Origin of the sequence: Oceanobacillus zhaokaii (assembly GCF_003352005.1) — a bacterium.
In the GTDB taxonomy this organism is placed as follows: domain Bacteria; phylum Bacillota; class Bacilli; order Bacillales; family Amphibacillaceae; genus Oceanobacillus; species Oceanobacillus zhaokaii.
The window spans coordinates 2355371-2374871 of record NZ_CP024848.1 but is presented as its reverse complement, the minus strand read 5'-3'; the positions used below and the strand labels follow the sequence as shown (position 1 = coordinate 2374871).

At 37.0% G+C, this 19501-nt stretch carries 17 protein-coding genes and 2 tRNA genes; 17 read left to right on the top strand and 2 right to left on the bottom strand.

The window, feature by feature from the left end; all coding sequences use genetic code 11:
• The first annotated feature begins 163 nt into the window (after window positions 1-163).
• The 3 genes from CUC15_RS12145 to sdhB are packed head-to-tail and all read left to right on the top strand — an operon-like array spanning window position 164 to window position 3348.
• Window positions 164-784, top strand: coding sequence for a succinate dehydrogenase cytochrome b558 subunit (locus CUC15_RS12145; RefSeq protein ID WP_114916909.1), 621 nt, complete (start codon window positions 164-166; stop codon window positions 782-784).
• Window positions 785-814: 30 nt separating this feature from the next.
• The gene (sdhA, locus tag CUC15_RS12140) at window positions 815-2566 is read left to right on the top strand and encodes a succinate dehydrogenase flavoprotein subunit (protein WP_114916908.1); all 1752 of its coding nucleotides are present in this window, start codon (window positions 815-817) and stop codon (window positions 2564-2566) included.
• Between the two features lie 17 nt (window positions 2567-2583).
• Entirely contained in the window at window positions 2584-3348 is a 765-nt protein-coding gene (gene sdhB / locus CUC15_RS12135) for a succinate dehydrogenase iron-sulfur subunit (protein WP_114916907.1), read from the top strand.
• A gap of 147 nt (window positions 3349-3495) precedes the next feature.
• Here the strand turns inward: sdhB and CUC15_RS12130 are convergent, their stop codons facing one another.
• Entirely contained in the window at window positions 3496-3720 is a 225-nt protein-coding gene (locus tag CUC15_RS12130; protein ID WP_094883395.1) for a helix-turn-helix domain-containing protein, read from the bottom strand.
• A 605-nt stretch (window positions 3721-4325) separates the two neighbouring features.
• Here CUC15_RS12130 and CUC15_RS12120 point away from each other — a divergent pair.
• The 13 genes from CUC15_RS12120 (at window position 4326) to yihA (ending at window position 16972) form a co-directional block, all read left to right on the top strand.
• Window positions 4326-4742 carry a MarR family winged helix-turn-helix transcriptional regulator gene (locus tag CUC15_RS12120; RefSeq protein WP_205317701.1) on the top strand — a complete coding sequence of 139 codons (417 nt, stop codon included), beginning with the start codon at window positions 4326-4328 and terminating at the stop codon, window positions 4740-4742.
• Window positions 4743-4763: 21 nt separating this feature from the next.
• Entirely contained in the window at window positions 4764-5588 is an 825-nt protein-coding gene (racE, locus tag CUC15_RS12115) for a glutamate racemase (protein ID WP_114916904.1), read from the top strand.
• A gap of 120 nt (window positions 5589-5708) precedes the next feature.
• Entirely contained in the window at window positions 5709-6806 is a 1098-nt protein-coding gene (locus CUC15_RS12110; protein WP_114916903.1) for a GerMN domain-containing protein, read from the top strand.
• A 266-nt stretch (window positions 6807-7072) separates the two neighbouring features.
• Window positions 7073-7825 carry a ribonuclease PH gene (gene rph, locus CUC15_RS12105; RefSeq protein ID WP_114916902.1) on the top strand — a complete coding sequence of 251 codons (753 nt, stop codon included), beginning with the start codon at window positions 7073-7075 and terminating at the stop codon, window positions 7823-7825.
• A 12-nt stretch (window positions 7826-7837) separates the two neighbouring features.
• A complete protein-coding gene (locus tag CUC15_RS12100; RefSeq protein ID WP_114916901.1) occupies window positions 7838-8431 on the top strand; it encodes an XTP/dITP diphosphatase in 594 nt (197 codons plus the stop codon).
• A gap of 25 nt (window positions 8432-8456) precedes the next feature.
• Window positions 8457-8972 carry a metallophosphoesterase family protein gene (locus CUC15_RS12095; protein ID WP_114916900.1) on the top strand — a complete coding sequence of 172 codons (516 nt, stop codon included), beginning with the start codon at window positions 8457-8459 and terminating at the stop codon, window positions 8970-8972.
• Window positions 8973-9207: 235 nt separating this feature from the next.
• Window positions 9208-9281 (top strand) — tRNA-Gly (locus CUC15_RS12090).
• 7 nt (window positions 9282-9288) lie between these two features.
• Window positions 9289-9362, top strand: a tRNA-Arg gene (locus CUC15_RS12085).
• A 124-nt stretch (window positions 9363-9486) separates the two neighbouring features.
• Window positions 9487-10467 (top strand): tetratricopeptide repeat protein, encoded by a 981-nt coding sequence (locus CUC15_RS12080; protein ID WP_114916899.1) that lies wholly within the window; start codon window positions 9487-9489, stop codon window positions 10465-10467.
• Between the two features lie 196 nt (window positions 10468-10663).
• Window positions 10664-11953, top strand: a complete 1290-nt coding sequence (gene tig / locus CUC15_RS12075; protein ID WP_114916898.1) for a trigger factor — start codon at window positions 10664-10666, stop codon at window positions 11951-11953.
• A 480-nt stretch (window positions 11954-12433) separates the two neighbouring features.
• The gene (gene clpX, locus CUC15_RS12070; RefSeq protein ID WP_114916897.1) at window positions 12434-13708 is read left to right on the top strand and encodes an ATP-dependent protease ATP-binding subunit ClpX; all 1275 of its coding nucleotides are present in this window, start codon (window positions 12434-12436) and stop codon (window positions 13706-13708) included.
• Window positions 13709-14072: 364 nt separating this feature from the next.
• Window positions 14073-16388: an endopeptidase La gene (gene lon / locus CUC15_RS12065; protein WP_114916896.1), complete on the top strand. Its 2316-nt coding sequence runs from the start codon at window positions 14073-14075 to the stop codon at window positions 16386-16388.
• A 2-nt stretch (window positions 16389-16390) separates the two neighbouring features.
• Window positions 16391-16972 (top strand): ribosome biogenesis GTP-binding protein YihA/YsxC, encoded by a 582-nt coding sequence (yihA, locus tag CUC15_RS12060; protein ID WP_114916895.1) that lies wholly within the window; start codon window positions 16391-16393, stop codon window positions 16970-16972.
• 209 nt (window positions 16973-17181) lie between these two features.
• Here yihA and CUC15_RS12055 read toward each other — a convergent pair whose 3' ends face one another.
• The gene (locus CUC15_RS12055) at window positions 17182-17664 is read right to left on the bottom strand and encodes a LiaI-LiaF-like domain-containing protein (RefSeq protein ID WP_114916894.1); all 483 of its coding nucleotides are present in this window, start codon (window positions 17662-17664) and stop codon (window positions 17182-17184) included.
• A 463-nt stretch (window positions 17665-18127) separates the two neighbouring features.
• Here CUC15_RS12055 and hemA point away from each other — a divergent pair, with 463 nt between their 5' ends.
• A complete protein-coding gene (gene hemA / locus CUC15_RS12050; protein WP_114916893.1) occupies window positions 18128-19501 on the top strand; it encodes a glutamyl-tRNA reductase in 1374 nt (457 codons plus the stop codon).

Sequence of the window (19501 nt, the reverse complement as noted above, 5' to 3'; positions counted from 1 at the left end):
TTAATTTTTGATTCGTTTTCTTGACGCTTTTTGTAGTTAGAAGTACAATGAAATTGTTACAAATTGTACTATTTTAAAAAAACTGGCAAGTAATTTGTTAAGCGCTTTACTTTTTTAAGATGTACATAAAAATAATTTCTATCATTTAACAAGGGGGGATAACATGGCAGGGCAGCGTGAGTATTTTTACAGAAGACTTCATTCACTACTAGGCGTAGTACCTATCGGTGTATTTCTAGTGCAGCATTTAGTGGTGAACCATTTTGCCGTGTATGGAGAAGAAAGCTTTAATACAGCAGCAGGATTTATGGGAAATCTTCCGTTTGTACTATTACTGGAAATATTCATTATCTACCTACCAATTCTGTATCATGCAATTCTAGGGGTATATATTGCGTTAACGGCAAACTATTCTTTGAAAAATTATGGTTTTTTCCGTAACTGGATGTTTGCATTACAGCGGATTACAGGGATTATCACACTAATATTCATTGCATGGCACGTTTGGGAAACACGTGTTCAAATTGGATTGGGAAATGCAGAAGTAGATTATAGCTTAATGGAAGGTATTCTTTCTAGTCCGTTTATGTTCTGGTTCTACTTAATCGGCGTAATATCAACAGTATTCCACTTTGCTAATGGTTTATGGAGCTTCTGTGTATCTTGGGGTATTACACAATCAGCGAAATCACAACGTGTATTAACTTACATAACAGTATTCGTGTTTCTTGCTGTAAGTTACCTCGGAGTTCGAACAATCATTCAGTTTGCATTCGGTGTTTAATAGAAAGAGAGAAAGGAAGCGTTATATATTATGAGTAATCGTAAAGTCGCGATAGTCGGTGGTGGGTTAGCTGGTTTAATGGCAACGATAAAGGCAGCCGAGGCTGGGGTTAGCGTTGATCTATTCTCAATTGTACCTGTAAAACGCTCTCACTCCGTTTGTGCACAGGGTGGTATTAACGGTGCAGTAAATACGAAGGGTGAAGGTGATTCACCATGGCTTCACTTTGATGATACGGTATATGGTGGAGACTTCCTAGCAAACCAGCCACAAGTAAAAGCAATGTGTGATGCTGCGCCAGGAATAATACATATGTTTGACCGTATGGGTGTTATGTTTAACCGTACGCCAGAAGGTTTACTGGACTTTCGGCGTTTTGGTGGAACACAGATGCACCGCACAGCTTACGCAGGGGCAACGACAGGTCAACAATTACTATACGCATTAGATGAACAAGTTCGCCGCTATGAGGTAGAAGGACTTGTGACGAAATACGAAGGATATGAATTTGTTGAAGCAGTCATTGATGACGCAGGAATTGGTCGCGGGATTGTTGCACAAAACATAAAAACACATGAAATAAAATCATTCCGGTCTGATGCAACAATTTTCGCAACGGGTGGACCTGGAATTATCTTTGGTAAATCAACGAACTCAATGATTAATACTGGTTCTGCAGCAAGTATTTTATACCAGCAAGGTGTGAAATATGCGAATGGAGAATTCATTCAAATCCATCCAACAGCAATTCCAGGTGATGATAAATTACGTCTTATGAGCGAATCCGCTCGTGGGGAAGGTGGACGTATTTGGACATACAAGGACGGGGAACCTTGGTATTTCCTTGAAGAGAAATATCCGGCATATGGTAACCTTGTTCCACGTGATATTGCAACTCGCGAAATATTCGATGTTTGTGTTAATCAGAAACTCGGAATCAATGGAGAGAACATGGTTTACCTTGATTTGTCACATAAAGATTCTAAGGAATTGGATATTAAGCTTGGCGGGATCATTGAAATCTATGAGAAATTCGTTGGGGAAGATCCACGTAAAGTGCCAATGAAAATATTCCCAGCTGTTCATTATTCAATGGGTGGTCTATGGGTCGATGAAAATCAAATGACTAACATCCCAGGTATCTTCGCTGCTGGTGAATGTGATTATTCACAGCATGGTGGGAATCGCTTAGGGGCAAACTCGCTGCTTTCTGCAATTTATGGCGGACTAGTAGCTGGGCCGAAAGCAATTGAATATATTGACGGACTCGACCAGCATGCAGAGGATTTACCTTCCACTTTATTTGAAGCGAGAGAAAAAGAAGAACAGGAAAAATTTGCAGCACTTATGAAGATGGATGGCGGTGAAAACGCATACCAGATCCATAAAGAGCTTGGCGAATGGATGACCGATAATGTTACGGTAGTTCGAGAGAATAGCAAGTTATTAGAAACAGATAAAAAGATTGTTGAATTACTAGAACGTTGGGAGAATATTAGCATTAATGATACTTCCAGCTGGAGTAATCAAGGTGTTATGTTTACCCGTCAATTGAAAAATATGCTTCAATTGGCACGAGTGATTACGATTGGTGCTTATAACCGTAATGAAAGTCGTGGGGCACATTTTAAACCAGAATTCCCTGAACGAAATGATGAGGATTGGTTAAAAACAACGATTGCAGAATTTGATCAAGAGAACGCTTCACCAGTATTCTCATACGAGGATGTGGATGTATCATTAATCAAGCCTCGTAAGCGCGATTATACGACAACACACTAAGGGGGAGTATCGTAAAAATGGCTGAACAAAGTACAGTTACGTTTATAATAACAAGGCAAAATGATCCGAACTCTGATCCATATGAGGAAACATTTAATATACCATATCGTAAAAATATGAATGTTATTTCTGGATTAATGGAGATTCAGAAAAATCCTGTCAATGCAAATGGTGAAAAGACAACACCAGTTATGTGGGACATGAACTGTTTGGAAGAGGTTTGTGGGGCGTGTTCAATGGTAATTAATGGAACCGCAAGACAATCCTGTGCAGCATTAGTTGACACACTAGAGCAACCTATTCGACTGGAGCCGATGTCTACATTCCCGGTTGTACGTGATTTAATTGTGGACCGTGAGCGCATGTTTGATGCATTGAAACAGGTAAAAGCTTGGATACCTATCGATGGTACGCATGATCTCGGGCCTGGTCCTAGAATGCCAGAGAAAAAACGCCAATGGGCATATGAACTATCGAAATGTATGACTTGTGGCGTATGTCTGGAGGCTTGTCCGAATGTGAATGATAAATCCAATTTTATTGGACCGGCAGCTATTTCGCAAGCACGTCTATTTAATGCACATCCAACAGGTGAAATGAATGCAAGTGATCGTTTAGAAGGGTTAATGGAAGAAGGCGGAATCAGTGGTTGTGGTAACTCACAAAACTGTGTGCAAGTTTGTCCGAAAGGCATCCCATTAACAACGTCTATTGCAGCAATGAACCGTGCTACAAATATTCAAGCATTTAAGAACTTCTTTGGCAGCGACAACGCACACTAAACGATATAATATCATATAGAAATAACAAAACCGACTTTCTGACTAGAAGTCGGTTTTGTGTAATCTGGAAATAAATGGAATATGTTCGAAAAGCTTCACTAATCACCTCTATGGAAACAGTCTATGCTGGTGAAAGCTACACTAATCTTAGAGCTTTAATTCCCCCATGCGGAGAAGCTCAACTACGGCTTGAGAGCGCCCCTTGACTCCTAATTTTTGCATCGCATTTGAAATGTGGTTCCGGACAGTCTTCTCAGAAATATACAATTCCTGCGCGATTTCTTTTGTTGTCTTATCTTGTACTAGCAATTCGAATACTTCTTTTTCTCGCTTTGTTAATAATTGCTTCGGCTTATACTCGTTGTCCTTCAAATGTTAACCCCTCCTTGCTCTTGTAGAGCTGCAGTTTGAAGGGAAATTATTTAGTCAATATAGCTTATGATGCGCAGTGAAATAAGTTCTTCTTATAAGTGATAAAAGACGGAAAAATTTTCAACTGACATCTTGCTTTCCAAAGATATGCTTTTTTCTAATAGATTGATTTTAAAATTTGCTGATAAGGAAGTGTTTATATAACCTGTCAACTAACATAGATGAGCAATAGTTCTCTGTCCGGTCGCTCCGAAAATACACTTCGCGCACCTGAGGGGGCTGGTGAGCCTATTCGTGCTGTCGCACTTCGCAGTCTCACCTATGCTCTTCCTCCCGCGGGACAAGAAAAGCTTCGTCAGCTCCACATCGCAATCAGACAAATTGTACTTTATTGTCGAGGTGTCTCCGTGTATTTTCTCGGCTGGAATGGTCCCTAGTAAGCAGTTTATTTCCATTATAAGTATTCCAATACTTATAAAAAGTAAGAGGGTAACTAAATTAAAATACACTTGCTTTTTGATAGAATATGATAAACTATTATGGAAAGAACTTTGTAGGAGGTAGCACTGTTGATAAACGAACCATCCAAAGATGAAATAAATATAATGGAAAAACGACTTCGTTATATATCGGGAATCATTAAACAAAACGGTCGTAAAATTTTAACTAATTATCCAATCACACCTCCACAATTTGTTGCCTTACAATGGTTACTTGAAGAAGGCGATTTAACTATTGGTGAATTATCAAATAGAATAAGTCTTGCTTTCAGTACAACTACAGACGTAGTTGATAGAATGGAAAAAACGGAACTAGTGAAGCGAGTTCGTGATGAAAAGGATAGACGCGTTGTACGCATTCACCTGCTGGAAAAAGGGAAGGTTATCATTCATGAAGTGATTGCGAAACGCCAAGCATATCTGGGAGAAGTTTTAGAAGAATTCTCAGAAGCAGATGTTACGAAATTGAATCAATTATTGGATTTTTTATACAGACAAATGAAAATGGTAAATGAAAAATAACAGCATAGATGAGGCGATCGTTTGAATCAAGCAATTGGAGTTATCGATTCAGGGGTTGGCGGATTGACAGTTGCACATGAGTTGATGCGCCAATTACCAAAAGAAAAATTAATTTACTTAGGTGATACAGCAAGGTGTCCATACGGACCTAGATCAAAAGAGGAAGTACAGCAATTTACTTGGGAAATGGTTGAGTTTCTATTAAGTAAAAACATTAAAATGCTAGTAATAGCATGTAACACGGCAACTGCTTTTACATTGAAGGATTTGCAGGAAAAGTTAGACATTCCTGTAATAGGCGTTATTCAGCCAGGAGCAAGAGCTGCGATAAAGGTAACGAACAATACTCATATCGGCGTTATTGGTACAGAAGGAACGATTAAGAGCAAAGCATATAAGGAAGCATTGCAAAAAATTAATGAAGGAATCCATGTATATCCACTTGCATGTCCATTATTCGTACCGCTAGTAGAAAAAGGGATTACAGCTGGCCCAGAAGCTCAAGAGGTTGTTGCTAAGTCTTTGGCATCCATGAAGCAATTTAAACAAATGGATACCCTCATATTAGGATGTACACATTATCCATTACTGAAGGATACGATTCAGCATGTCATTGGGGAACAGGTAACCATTATTTCCTCCAGCGAAGAAACCGCAAGAGAAACGAGTACAATCTTGGATGTGCATTATTTATTAAACAAAGAGGATCAGATTCCTGTTCATCAAATCTACACAACTGGTGAATTAGCGATGTTTAATAAAATCGCAAAAAGTATTTTTAAAGATCATCAACCAGAAATGTTATCAATAGAAAAGGCTACACTTCCAATCAATCAAGGAGCATGATTCTCATGTTCCTTGATTTTTTTAACGTTTAAAAAGAAGTTCCATCTTTTACTTTGATGGTCTATTTTAAAATATAAGCTCGTATACATAGTAGTACAAACCATCGTAGGAGGTATGAACATGCAAAAGAAAGGATTACTTATGACAGGCGCAATTACACTTTCAGTTCTGTTGACTGGGTGTTTTCAAGGGGAACAATCTTTAGAAGACTTAGATCCTCCGCAAAATGCAGAGGAAGTGAATAATTTAGAGAAGCCAACAACAGATGAGGATTCGAAAGCTTCAAGTGAAGAGTCAGAACAAACAGAGGGTGAAGAAACCTCAGAAGTGGCAGAAGAAACCGTACCGAGGCAATTGTTCTTACTCGATGCAAACGGTATGGTTGCATCACAAACACTAGAATTACCAAAGCTTGAATCAAAAGAAGTAGCAACACAGGTAATAGAATATTTAGTTAAAGGTGGCCCAGTCACAGAGATGCTGCCGAATGGTTTCCAGGCCGTTCTGCCAGAAGGAACTGAGGTGATTGGCGTGAACCTTAAAGAGGATGGAACGATGATTGTTGATTTATCGGAGGAATTTAAAGATTACCAAGCTAGCGAGGAACTGCAAATATTAGAATCTGTAACACATACATTAACCCAATTTGAAAACGTAAATAAAGTTCAGTTATGGATTAATGGTCATCCGCAAACAGAAATGCCTGTAAATGGAACACCAATTGGTGAAGGCTATTCACGTGCAAATGGAATAAATATCACGGATACAGACACACTTGATTTAGTAAACAGTCAGGCTGTTACGATGTATTATCCTGCAGAACATGGTGAAAATCGCTATTATGTTCCTGTAACCCAATATGTAGAAAAAGGGGAAGAAGAATTTTTTCACTCTATTGTTCAATCATTATTAGAGGGACCAGGTTACCAGGCGGATGTTGTCAATGTATTTAATTCTCAAACAGATTTAGCAAGTGAGCCTGTACTAAGTGATGGAGTATTAGAATTAGTATTCAATGAAGAAATTTTAAAAGATAGTGAACAGGGCATCATTGCAGACGAAGTAATGGAAACTTTAGTACGAACTTTAACAGAGCAAGAAGCGATCGACGCAGTTGATATAAAAGTAGAGAATAAAGAAAAACTGGTCAATGAAAATGGAGAATCCTACGATGAACCAGTCACAAAGCAAACATTCACACCAACAGAAAAACTTTGAGGATTGAGGCTAATAAAACTAGCCTCTTTTTTATTTGAAGATAAATCTTAATTCGCAGAATCCTAGTCCGTATATTTCCGGTGCGATAAGATGCGTTTTCAATATAATGGCATGTATGTTCATTTTTCTTTTGAAGAAAATATGATAAGCTAATGAGGAAATATTAGAAAACTAAGGTTTGATCAAGCTTTTAGGTGACAGCCTTAGTTGCACTTATGTAGTAAGAAATATGTTATACTTTCTTAACTACCAAGGAGGAATTTTGAATGCGTAATGATCAGCGTGAAGTAAATGAACTTAGACCAATAACAATAACACCGAACTACATAACCCATCCTGAAGGCTCTGTATTGATAACAGTCGGCAATACAAAAGTAATATGCAATGCAAGTATAGAGGATAGGGTTCCTCCATTTATGCGTGGACAAGGAAAAGGCTGGATTACAGCAGAATATGCCATGCTGCCACGTGCAACTGCCGATCGGAATATCCGTGAATCATCAAAAGGGAAAGTTAGCGGAAGAACAATGGAAATTCAGCGACTAATTGGTAGAGCACTGCGCTCTGTTGTCGATCTTGATAAGATTGGTGAACGAACTGTTTGGGTTGATTGTGATGTTATTCAAGCGGATGGTGGTACACGGACAGCTTCGATTACAGGTGCATTTATTGCTGTTGTTCTTGCATTTGGGGATTTACTAGAAAATAAAAAAATAAGTAAAATGCCTGTAACAGATTTCCTATGTGCAACTTCAGTTGGGATATTACCGGATAAAACAGCAATCTTAGATTTAAATTATGAAGAAGATTTTGCAGCAAATGTCGACATGAATATTGTTATGACAGGTGCAGGCGAATTTGTGGAAATTCAAGGAACTGGTGAAGAAGCAACTTTTTCAATTGGAGAATTGCAAACGATGCTAAAGTTAGCAAGTGAAGGATTGGAACAAATTATTGGCATACAAAAAGAAGTACTAGGTGACTTAGTACAGCGTGTTGGAGAAACAAAGAATAAATAAGGGGTTTCTGACATGAAGCAAATATTGATTGCAACAAAAAACAGAGGAAAAATAGCCGAATTTAAGCAATTTTTCGCAACGGTTAATGTGGAAGTTGTCTCGCTGCTCGATCTTGAAGAACCCGTACCAGATATAGAAGAGACAGGTCAGACATTTGAAGAAAATGCTGCATTAAAAGCAGAAGAAATAGCTCAAATGTTTAATATCACTGTTTTAGCAGACGATTCTGGTCTAATCATTGATGCATTAGACGGTCGTCCAGGCATTTATTCTGCAAGGTATGCAGGCGAGCCAACAGATGATAAGGCGAATATTAGAAAAGTACTTGATGAACTAGTGGAAGTGCCAGCATCTGAGAGAACTGCTCGATTTATTTGTGTACTTGCAATTGCAACTCCAGGTGAAGAAACATTATTTTATAAAGGATATTGTGAAGGTACAATCCGAACCACTGAAAAAGGAGAAAATGGCTTCGGGTACGATCCAATTTTTATTCCTCAAGGCTATAATCAAACAATGGCAGAACTATCTCCAGAAGAGAAAAATAAAATTAGCCACCGAAAAAATGCGATTAGTCAGCTAGAAAAAGGGATACATAGTAGATAAATGGTTTGATATGAGGTGGTAATGGATGACAAAAGTATTGATAATGAGCGATAGTCATGGATTAACGAACGAAATTACGATGATAAAAGAACGACATGAAGCTGATTATCTTATTCATTGTGGTGATTCTGAATTAAATGCGGATGCGAATGAGTTAATAAACTTCTATACTGTTACGGGTAATTGCGACTTAGATCCTCATTATGAGAAGGAACAAATTATAAAGATAAATGATTTGACGTTTTATGTTACACATGGACATTTGCTTGGAGTAAAGACGGATTTAACAAGATTATCTATGCGTGCAGAAGAAGTTGGGGCAGATGTCATTTGTTTCGGACATACGCATCTCGCTGGATCTTTACTGGAAGACCATCAATTATTTATTAATCCTGGAAGTATACGCATGCCAAGAAGACGTGAGGAGAAAACATATGTTGTAATGGAATGGGATAAACCTGATGATATAAAAATTCGTTTTTATGCATTAGATGGTAGCGAGGTTTCTGATTTAGCGTATCAAGTATCATTGCCATTTTAATTAGAATAGTAATCCAGTTCAATTAACAGAAATGCTGATTTTTGAACTGGTATTACTAATAAAAAAAGCTATCTCAATATGCTCTTATTCTAGTTTTAAAAGTTTTTTAGAAAAAGTTTTTAAAAATGGTTGACAAAAAATGCCCTATTGCCTATAATGAAACTTGTCCGTTAAAAAAGAACGTTTTTAAACGACTTACATAATATGTATGAAAGAATTAGAAAGAGCACCACTTGCGGGTGTAGTTTAGTGGTAAAACCTCAGCCTTCCAAGCTGATGATGAGGGTTCGATTCCCTTCACCCGCTCCATTCATACGTCCCAGTAGCTCAGCAGGATAGAGCAACAGCCTTCTAAGCTGTGGGTCGCAGGTTCGAATCCTGCCTGGGACGCTACTTGAAGAGAAACCTATCCATAAATTAGGTTTCTCTTTTTCTATATGTTTACCACTTTATCCTTTAGGGTATGTATAGCTTATATGTAAAATATAAATACTAACTAGCAGGAGGTGAATAAATGCAAACCGAGCCGAATAATGTGATCCTCTTTCCGAAATGGAAAAAAACATTAGAGGAGGAGAGTTTATACGCATTACAGGAGAAAAGATATGAAGAGGCATTAGAGAAACTAAATAAATTATTAAGCTATCAGGTAGATGATTATGAAATTCTGATTGCGAAATTGATGTGTTTAATGGAACTTAGCAGATATGAAGAAGCACAGGAACTTTGTGAAGAGCTACTCCAACATAAGGACGACAATTATTATCATTACTTACATATGTACTTAACGATTTTATTCCAAACGAATCAATATGAATTATTGATGGAACATGCTGCAGCAGAACTTGCTGATAAACAGCTGCCAGAAATATTCCGTGAACAATTTACGCAGCTATATGATATAAGCAAAAAGATGAAAGTAGATATTATGGTGGAAAAATCGATTCTTTTACATGAGGAATTGACAGGGGCGGTCGAAGCTGACAATCACCAGGAACAATGGCGAATTATTGAAAATTTACGAAGGGTACATGCAAGTGCTTCAGATGATATACTCGAATTATTAGTTAATGAGCGAATTCATCCCGTGAATAAAACTGCTATCATCAATTTTTTAATGGATAATCATGTTACAAAAAGTATAGATATAAAGAAATTTGACATTGACATAAGGATTGTTCCTAATGAAACAGAGAAAATTAATGAAAATAACGTTTTTCAGCAGATTTTATCGTCTTTAAAAGAGGTTGAATTAAAAAATCCGACATTATATGCAGTAATTGAACAAATACTCTATCACTACTTTTTCGTGCTTTATCCGATTACACCGCCGAGTAAAGAAGTTAGGAATATAGTAAAGGCGATAACGTTTATTGGTCAGGAATCTTTAAACATACATATTGAAACAAATGAAACACTAGAAGGCTCCGTTTTACATTATATTGATGAAATCAAAATGTGTGAAACACTGTACTTAAGTATAATTGAAGAATAGACATCTGTTACTTATTCGTTAAGAAAGTGTCCATACTTTCTTAACGAATAAGTATAACCAAGGTTTCTAATAGTATATAGTTGAATGCCAAGCGAATTATGTTATAATAAAATGGTTGTAAATCTGAGCATTCGCTAACATTTATTCTAAAAACGTGATAAATGAATGGATATAATAGATTTTGGAGGGAAATGTAATGACAGCTAAATGGGAAAAACAAGAAGGAAATAAAGGAACTCTAACATTTGAGGTTTCTGCAGAAGAGTTTGATAAAGCATTAGATCAAGCATTTAAGAAAGTTGTGAAAGAAGTTCAAGTTCCTGGATTCCGTAAAGGGAAAATGCCACGTGGAATGTTTGAAAAACGTTTTGGCGTAGAATCTCTATACCAAGATGCAGTGGATATTGTACTTCCAGAAGCATATAAAAATGCTATCGACGAAACAGATATCTTCCCAATCGATCAACCACAAGTTGACATTGATCAAATCGAAAAAGGTAAAACATTAGTCTTCACTGCTGAAGTTGAAGTGAAACCAGAAGTTACTTTAGGTGAATACAAAGGATTAGAAATTGATGTACCATCTGTAGAAGTTACAGACGAGGACGTTAATAAAGAAATTGAACAACTGCGTGAGCGTCATGCTGAACTTGTTGTAAAAGAAGAAGGAACAGTAGAAGAAGGCGACACAGTTGTAATGGACTTTGAAGGATTTACTGATGGTGTTGCATTTGATGGTGGAAAAGGTGAAAACCATTCACTAGAAATTGGTTCAGGCCAATTCATTCCAGGATTTGAAGAGCAATTAGTTGGTAAAGCACTTGATGAAGATACTGAAATCAAGGTAACATTCCCAGAAGATTACCATGCAGAAGAACTTGCTGGTAAAGAAGCAACATTTAAAGTTAAAATTCATGAAGTTAAATTCAAAGAACTTCCAGAATTAGACGATGAATTTGCCAAAGACGTCGATGAAGAAGTGGAAACACTTGACGAATTGAAGAAGAAGAAAAGAGAACAATTAGAAGCAGAATTGAAGCAAGATGTTGAAAACCAAAAACGTGAAGATTTAATTGCAAAAGCTTCTGAAAATGCACAAGTAGATATTCCAGATGCGATGGTAGAAACAGAATTGGAGCAAATGGTAAGAGAATTTGAACAACGCTTGCAAATGCAAGGGATGACTTTAGAAATGTACACACAATTCTCAGGTCAAGACGAAGCAGCACTTAAAGAACAAATGAAAGAAGATGCTGCAAAACGCGTGAAAACTAACCTTACATTAGAAGCAATTACAAAAGCAGAAGATATCAGTGTAACTGACGAAGATGTTAATGAAGAATTAGGAAAAATGGCTGAAATGTATGGAATCGATGCAGAGCAGTTAGTTCCTATGTTAGGTGGAAACACTGATACAATTAAGAGTGACTTACAAATGAGAAAAGCGATTGAATTTTTAGTTGATAATAGCAAAACTAGCAACTAATTGATTCATTCCAAACGTAATTGCGACCAAACATAGCGTATAAAAACAAGGTGTGTTTACCGCACCTTGTTTTTATATTATTCGCAGACCAGAAAAAACAATTCAACTACATATTATCTTTAGCATAAAACACTCTAATAAATAGTTTAAACTCGACTTAATTAATAAAATCAACATATAGTATAAGTAATATGATTTGACTTTCTGCGTATTTTATTGATAATGGAAAGAAGAATGTAAACAAATCAGAATTTAAAAGCTATCGAAAGAACGGAAACACCAGGCTAGGATATTCAGTGTTAAGTGAAGTCTCGCTAATGCTCTAGCATAGAAGCTTGGCTTTACTCAACTCTGAAAATGAGTGATTTTAAAATGATGTATCCAATGTTTATTATTTTGTTTTTTATTTTTGTTCTGATATGATGACTATAAAAGTTGGGACCTAGATTAAAATAATAGGTTTCGTAGGGGTGAAATGTAATGTTTAAATTTAATGAAGAAAAAGGACAATTGAAATGTTCGTTTTGTGGAAAGAGTCAAGATCAAGTTCGTAAACTCGTTGCCGGACCTGGCGTTTATATATGTGATGAATGCATAGAACTCTGCACGGAAATTGTGGAAGAAGAACTTGGTACAGAAGAGGAAATGGAATTAAAGGAAATTCCAAAGCCTATGGAAATTTGTGACATTCTTGATGATTATGTTATCGGCCAAGAACAGGCGAAGAAAAGTTTATCTGTTGCGGTTTATAATCACTATAAACGCATTAACTCACCGAAGACAACAGATGATGTAGAACTTTCTAAAAGTAATATTGCAATGATTGGACCAACAGGTAGTGGGAAAACATTGCTTGCTCAAACTTTAGCACGAATTATCAATGTTCCATTTGCAATGGCAGATGCTACATCTTTAACTGAAGCCGGATATGTTGGGGAAGATGTTGAAAATATTCTGTTGAAATTAATTCAAGCAGCAGACTATGATGTAGAAAAAGCGGAAAAGGGAATTATTTATATTGATGAGATCGATAAAGTTGCCCGTAAATCAGAGAACCCTTCAATTACACGTGATGTATCAGGTGAAGGTGTACAGCAAGCACTTCTAAAAATTCTAGAAGGAACGGTTGCAAGCGTACCTCCTCAAGGTGGAAGGAAACATCCTCATCAAGAATTCATCCAGATTGACACGACCAACATTTTATTTATTGTTGGTGGGGCATTTGATGGAATTGACCAAGTAATCAAACGCCGTTTAGGTAAGAAAGTAATAGGTTTCGGATCAAATGAACAAGAAGAACTCGGCATGGATGAATTACTTTCGAAAGTACTGCCTGAAGACTTATTGCGTTATGGTCTAATTCCTGAATTTATTGGGAGAATTCCGATCATCGGCAGCTTGATGCCATTAGATGAAAATGCATTGATCCAAATTCTTACAAAACCTAAGAATGCATTAGTTAAACAATATCAAAAGCTATTTGAAATGGATAATGTCGAACTCGAATTCGAGGATGAGTCTCTTACCGAAATCGCGAAGAAGGCGATAGAGCGGAAGACTGGTGCTCGTGGATTAAGGTCGATCATTGAAGGGATCATGCTTGAGGTAATGTTTGAATTACCGTCACGGGAAGATATTGAAAAATGTATTATTACAAAAGAAACAGTAACTGAAGAAGATGGCAGTCCTACACTCGTATTTAGAGATGGAACAATCCAAGCTGGAAACGCGAAGCATCCTAAAGAGAGTGCATAATTACGAGCTGTAGTACAAGCGATTTTTAGAAAATAGTTAAAGATTAGAGGCTGACTTAGTATTTGAGCTCTTATATAATAGGAGCTCGCTTCCTGTTAGTCTCTTTTGCTTGTTTAGATTTGCAAATTGGGTAAATACTAATTTGGATGAACGAAAAAACATTATTTTGAGCGATTTAGATTTACAAATATTGAAGTTTTCTATAGACTTTAATGACATAGATTGCAAAGTATAAACTTATGTTATAAATAGAAAACGTTGATTTTACCTAGTTCACTGGGTGAGTACTTAATTTTACATATGCAGTAATAAGAATCGAAAGGTTTCTTTTCTGCTAAATAGAAAAAATGGAGGTTTACATACGATGACCAAAGACAATAAACAAATTCCCCTCCTTCCATTACGTGGATTACTTGTATTTCCTTCGATGGTATTACACCTCGATGTAGGAAGAGATAAATCAATTGCTGCATTAGAACAAGCCATGATGGAAGATCAAACCATCGTTTTAGCTGCTCAGAAAAAAGTGAGCTTAGATGATCCTGAACCAAACGATATTTATCGTGTGGGAACGGTAGCGATGGTAAAACAAATGCTAAAATTACCAAATGGTACCTTACGTGTTCTTGTGGAAGGATTGTATCGTGCAGAAATTATTCAATATATTGATACAGAAGATACATTTATAGCTGAAATCTCTCAACTAGAAGATGCTCATGGTGATGCTGCAGAGGAAGAGGCACTAATGCGTTCGCTTCTTGCTCAATTTGAACAATACATAAAAGTATCAAGAAAGATTACCAAAGAGACTATTGCTACAGTCTCTGATATTGATGAGCCGGGGAGACTTGCCGATATCATTACATCCCATCTATCTTTAAAGATTACTGATAAACAGGAATTACTTGAGAAGCAAAATGTACAAGAGCGCATGCAACATTTGTTGAAGCTTCTTTCCAATGAAAAGAAAGTATTGGATTTAGAAAAGAAAATTGGCCTGCGCGTTCGTACATCGATGGAAAAAACACAGAAGGAATTTTATTTACGTGAACAGTTAAAAGCAATCCAGAAGGAGCTCGGAGAAAGAGATGGCAAATCAAGTGAAGTTGATCAGCTGAGAGAGCAGATTGAGCAATCTGATATGCCAGAGCAGATTATGGAGGTTGCATTAAAAGAACTAGGACGTTATGAGAAAGTACCTCAGAGCTCTGCAGAAAGCTCTGTCATTCGTAATTACTTAGATTGGCTGCTCGTATTGCCATGGACAAATAAGTCAAAGGACACAATTAAGATTAATTACGCAGAGAAAGTACTAAATGAGGACCATTATGGCTTGGATAAGGTAAAGGAACGAATTCTTGAATACCTTGCAGTCCAAAAGCTTACAAACACGATAAAAGGTCCAATACTTTGCCTTGTTGGCCCACCTGGAGTAGGGAAAACATCGCTAGCTAAATCTATCGCACGAGCAGTAAACCGTAATTTCGTACGTATATCTCTAGGTGGTGTTCGTGATGAGGCGGAAATAAGAGGACATCGCAGAACCTATATAGGTGCAATGCCCGGTCGAATTATCCAAGGGATGAAAAAGGCAGGAACGATTAACCCGGTATTTTTACTAGATGAAATCGATAAAATGTCGAATGATTTTCGAGGAGACCCATCTTCAGCAATGCTTGAAGTGCTGGATCCGGAACAAAATGGTACATTCAGCGATCACTTTATTGAAGAAACGTATGACTTATCGAATGTATTATTTATTGCAACAGCAAATAATGTAAACAGTATTCCTAGTCCATTACTTGACCGAATGGAATTAATTTCTCTTGCAGGCTACACTGAATTAGAAAAACTGCATATTGCAAAAGAACATCTCTTACCGAAGCAGCTAAAGGAAAATGGGCTAAAGAAAAGTGAGCTGCAAGTTCGCGATGCAAGCTTACTGAAGCTTATCCGAACGTATACAAGAGAAGCAGGAGTACGGGGACTAGAACGTCAATTAGCAAAACTTTGCAGAAAAACGGCAAAAATTATTATTTCTGAAGAGAAGAAACGTGTAGTTGTTACTGAGAAGAGCTTAGAAGAGTTACTAGGAAAACCTGTATTTCATTATGGGTTGATGGAAAAGGAAGATCAGGTTGGAACAGCAACAGGCCTAGCGTACACGAGTGTTGGTGGAGATATTCTATCAATCGAAGTGTCACATTATCCTGGAAAGGGTAAACTAACGTTAACAGGAAAATTAGGCGACGTGATGCAGGAATCTGCACAAGCGGCGTTTAGCTATATTCGTTCCCGTGCGGAAGAGCTAAATATTGAACCAGATTTTTATGAAAAGTACGATATTCATATACATGTGCCTGAAGGGGCAACACCGAAAGATGGACCTTCTGCTGGAATAACGATGGCAACGGCACTTGTCTCTGCCTTAACTGGGAGAGCAGTGAGGAAAGAAGTTGGTATGACAGGGGAAATCACGCTTCGTGGCCGTGTTTTACCAATAGGTGGCTTAAAGGAAAAATCACTCGGTGCACATCGAGCTGGATTAACAACATTAATTATTCCTAAGGATAACGAAAAAGATCTAGAAAATATTCCAGAAAGTGTTCGAAACGAAATAACGTATATTCCGGTAAGTCATCTTGATGAAGTGCTAAAATATGCGTTAGTGGGGGAGTAAACATGAAAGTAACACAAGCAGAAATTGTCATTAGTGCAGTAAGCAAAAAACAATATCCAGGTGACGGGCTGCCAGAAATAGCCTTAGCTGGACGTTCAAATGTCGGCAAGTCTTCGTTTATTAATAAATTAATTAATCGAAAGGCATTAGCTAGAACTTCCTCAAAGCCTGGGAAAACACAAACACTTAATTTTTATAAAATCAATGAACGGTTTTATTTTGTCGACGTTCCTGGGTACGGCTATGCAAAGGTTTCGAAGTCCGAACGTGAAAAATGGGGCGGTATGATGGAAGAGTATTTCGGGACGAGAGAAACACTCCAAGTTGTACTATTAATTACCGACATCAGACATGAACCAACGAAGGATGATATTCAGATGTACGAATTTCTGAAGTATCATGAACTTCCGGTTGTGGTAGTAGCTACGAAACTCGATAAAATACCAAAGAGCAAACGAGCGAGCTTTATTAAACGTACAAAGCAAACATTAAACGTCGAAGCAGATGATATCGTTTTACCATTCTCATCAGAAACTGGAGAAGGAAAAGATGAAGCATGGGGAATATTGAGTAAGTATCTATAATAAAGATTTTTCAAATGACAGGAATAGCAGCAGATATAGTGTGAAGTTGATTACAGCTATGGTAAGTATTATTAGCCGAATAAATAGCAATAAAAAAACAGCTAGTTGCAAAGTGGGCATCCTTTTGCAACTAGCTGTTTTTTAGTGTGGACTAAATAATGCTTAAGGTTGTCTCCGAAAGCCCTTAAGTGACAACCAGGTTTTTTGATTTATTTTTTCTTTTTCAATAAATAGAACCCAATAACAATTAGGATAATAGGCCAAAATCGTTCAATAATATGAATGATATCGTAAAGCCATTTAAACTGTATAGATAGCTGGTTCGAGAAAATCAGCAGCACACTAAGCAAAATTAACAGCAATCCAGGAAATAATCCTTTCTTTGATTTTGTGTATTGAATGATAAATGCGATACCAACGATAAGAATATAAACAGCCCAATGGTCGATCCAAAAAGAATAATGTGCCAACCCATGGAGATGAATTCCAATCCCGAGAACAACAGTGCCACTGAAAAGATTTTGGTAATGTTTAGCTGAGTACCCGTGGATAAGTAGTGCAAGCCCGACGACAATTAAAAGCGTTTGCCATGAATAAAAGTCTGTCAATACAGGTATTTTTAATTGCTTAAGAAGGAAAAATAACCCAACCCCAATTAGAATGTATGCGAGTAATGCGTTTTGTTTTTTCAAATAATCATTCCTTTATCAGTAGATTAATGCAGATTCCCTATTTATTGGTTACCAATCGGTGTAACACCAAGTTTAAAGTGACAATTAAAGTTAAGCTTATGAACAGTTTATGAAAAATCTATAAAAACTGCTATCCGTGAATGATTGACATCCAAGTTATGACGCGCTTTTAGGAAATGAGCTTAAAATAAAATTTTACAAATATTTCATTGCGAAGCAAGCTGAGACCTTTGCGCCAGGATGCATTTCTTGCCTAACCATATATTGTGTGATAAAGTACAAACGTGTAATCTATTATACGTTCTATCTTACCATGTTGTTTCAAATTCTGTTCACATTTTAAGTCATATTTTATCGAAAAACATGGTATAATAAAAAGGAATTCTATTTTACTAAAAAATATTAAATAATAATTATTATAAATTTATTCGAAAGATGTTTTACATTATATGGGGGTAGGAAATTGCATATTCTTAAAGTTGGATTTAACTACAAAACAGCTCCTGTAGAAATTAGGGAGAAGCTTACTTTTCAAGAATCTTCTCTTTCGGATGCAATGATTGAATTAAAAAACCAAAAAAGTATTTTGGAGAACGTTATCGTATCTACCTGTAATCGTACGGAAGTCTATGCGGTCGTAGATCAACTTCATACCGGAAGATATTATATTAAAAACTTTTTAGCAGAATGGTTTAATCTTGATAAAGAGGAGTTTTCTGCTTATTTGCGGATTACCGAGGATGATGGTGCAATGGAGCATCTTTTCCGCGTCTCAACAGGACTTGATTCAATGGTTTTAGGAGAAACGCAAATTCTTGGACAAGTAAGACAAGCATTCTTAACATCCCAACAGGCGAAAACTACTGGCACCGTTTTCAATGAACTCTTTAAACAGGCAATTACATTTGGCAAGCGTGCCCATAATGAAACAGCAATTGGCGAGCATGCGGTTTCAATTAGCTATGCAGCGGTTGAATTAGCAAAGAAAATCTTCGGAGACCTAAAGAATAAACAGGTTGCCATTCTTGGTGCAGGGAAAATGGGTGAGCTATCTGCGAAGAATCTGCAAGGGTCTGGTGCAACGAACATAACCGTCGTTAATCGAACATTACAAAATGCTGAAGAGCTGGCAGAGAAATTCAATGCAAGTGCAGCCTCCTTTGAACAACTGCTTGACGTATTAGTTGATGCAGATATATTGATCAGTTCAACAGGGTCTGATTCACTCGTTCTGAAAAAAGAAATGCTTCAAGCGATACAGAAGGAAAGAAAAGGAAGACCACTATTTCTCGTAGATATAGCCGTTCCAAGAGATATCGATCCCGCAATCAGCGAAATGGATGATGTGTTCTTATACGATATTGATGACCTGCAGCATATTGTTGACAGTAATTTGGAAGCGAGAAAGACTGCTGCGACACAAATTGAACTAATGGTTGAAGAGGAAATCCTCACATTTAAAGAATGGTTAAAAACATTAGGAGTTGTTCCTGTGATTGCTGCACTACGCGAGAAAGCACAATCTATTCAGGAAGAAACGATGCTGAGTATTGAACGGAAAATGCCTGATCTCACTGCAAGAGAGAAAAAAGTTCTTAACAAACATACGAAAAGTATCATCAATCAACTGCTAAAAGAACCAATTACCCAAGCAAAGGAATTAGCAGGAAAAGAGAATGCAGAAGCATCCTTACAATTGTTTGTTAATATATTTGGGATTGAAGAGGAAGTAAAATCAAATTTTGAAAAACAAACGAATAATAACCGATCTCTATTATCTTTAAATACAGAAAAAAAGATTGCCATTCCCCAAGTTGAAAATATCCAAACCACTTAA

Bases quoted from the DNA above. Each gene is read 5' to 3' on its own strand.
- CUC15_RS12145 (WP_114916909.1), top strand. From the start codon at position 164: ATGGCAGGGCAGCGTGAGTATTTTTACAGAAGACTTCATTCACTACTA.
- sdhA (WP_114916908.1), top strand. From the start codon at position 815: ATGAGTAATCGTAAAGTCGCGATAGTCGGTGGTGGGTTAGCTGGTTTA.
- sdhB (WP_114916907.1), top strand. From the start codon at position 2,584: ATGGCTGAACAAAGTACAGTTACGTTTATAATAACAAGGCAAAATGAT.
- CUC15_RS12120 (WP_205317701.1), top strand. From the start codon at position 4,326: ATGGAAAAACGACTTCGTTATATATCGGGAATCATTAAACAAAACGGT.
- CUC15_RS12110 (WP_114916903.1), top strand. From the start codon at position 5,709: ATGCAAAAGAAAGGATTACTTATGACAGGCGCAATTACACTTTCAGTT.
- rph (WP_114916902.1), top strand. From the start codon at position 7,073: ATGCGTAATGATCAGCGTGAAGTAAATGAACTTAGACCAATAACAATA.
- CUC15_RS12100 (WP_114916901.1), top strand. From the start codon at position 7,838: ATGAAGCAAATATTGATTGCAACAAAAAACAGAGGAAAAATAGCCGAA.
- CUC15_RS12095 (WP_114916900.1), top strand. From the start codon at position 8,457: ATGACAAAAGTATTGATAATGAGCGATAGTCATGGATTAACGAACGAA.
- CUC15_RS12080 (WP_114916899.1), top strand. From the start codon at position 9,487: ATGCAAACCGAGCCGAATAATGTGATCCTCTTTCCGAAATGGAAAAAA.
- tig (WP_114916898.1), top strand. From the start codon at position 10,664: ATGACAGCTAAATGGGAAAAACAAGAAGGAAATAAAGGAACTCTAACA.
- clpX (WP_114916897.1), top strand. From the start codon at position 12,434: ATGTTTAAATTTAATGAAGAAAAAGGACAATTGAAATGTTCGTTTTGT.
- lon (WP_114916896.1), top strand. From the start codon at position 14,073: ATGACCAAAGACAATAAACAAATTCCCCTCCTTCCATTACGTGGATTA.
- yihA (WP_114916895.1), top strand. From the start codon at position 16,391: ATGAAAGTAACACAAGCAGAAATTGTCATTAGTGCAGTAAGCAAAAAA.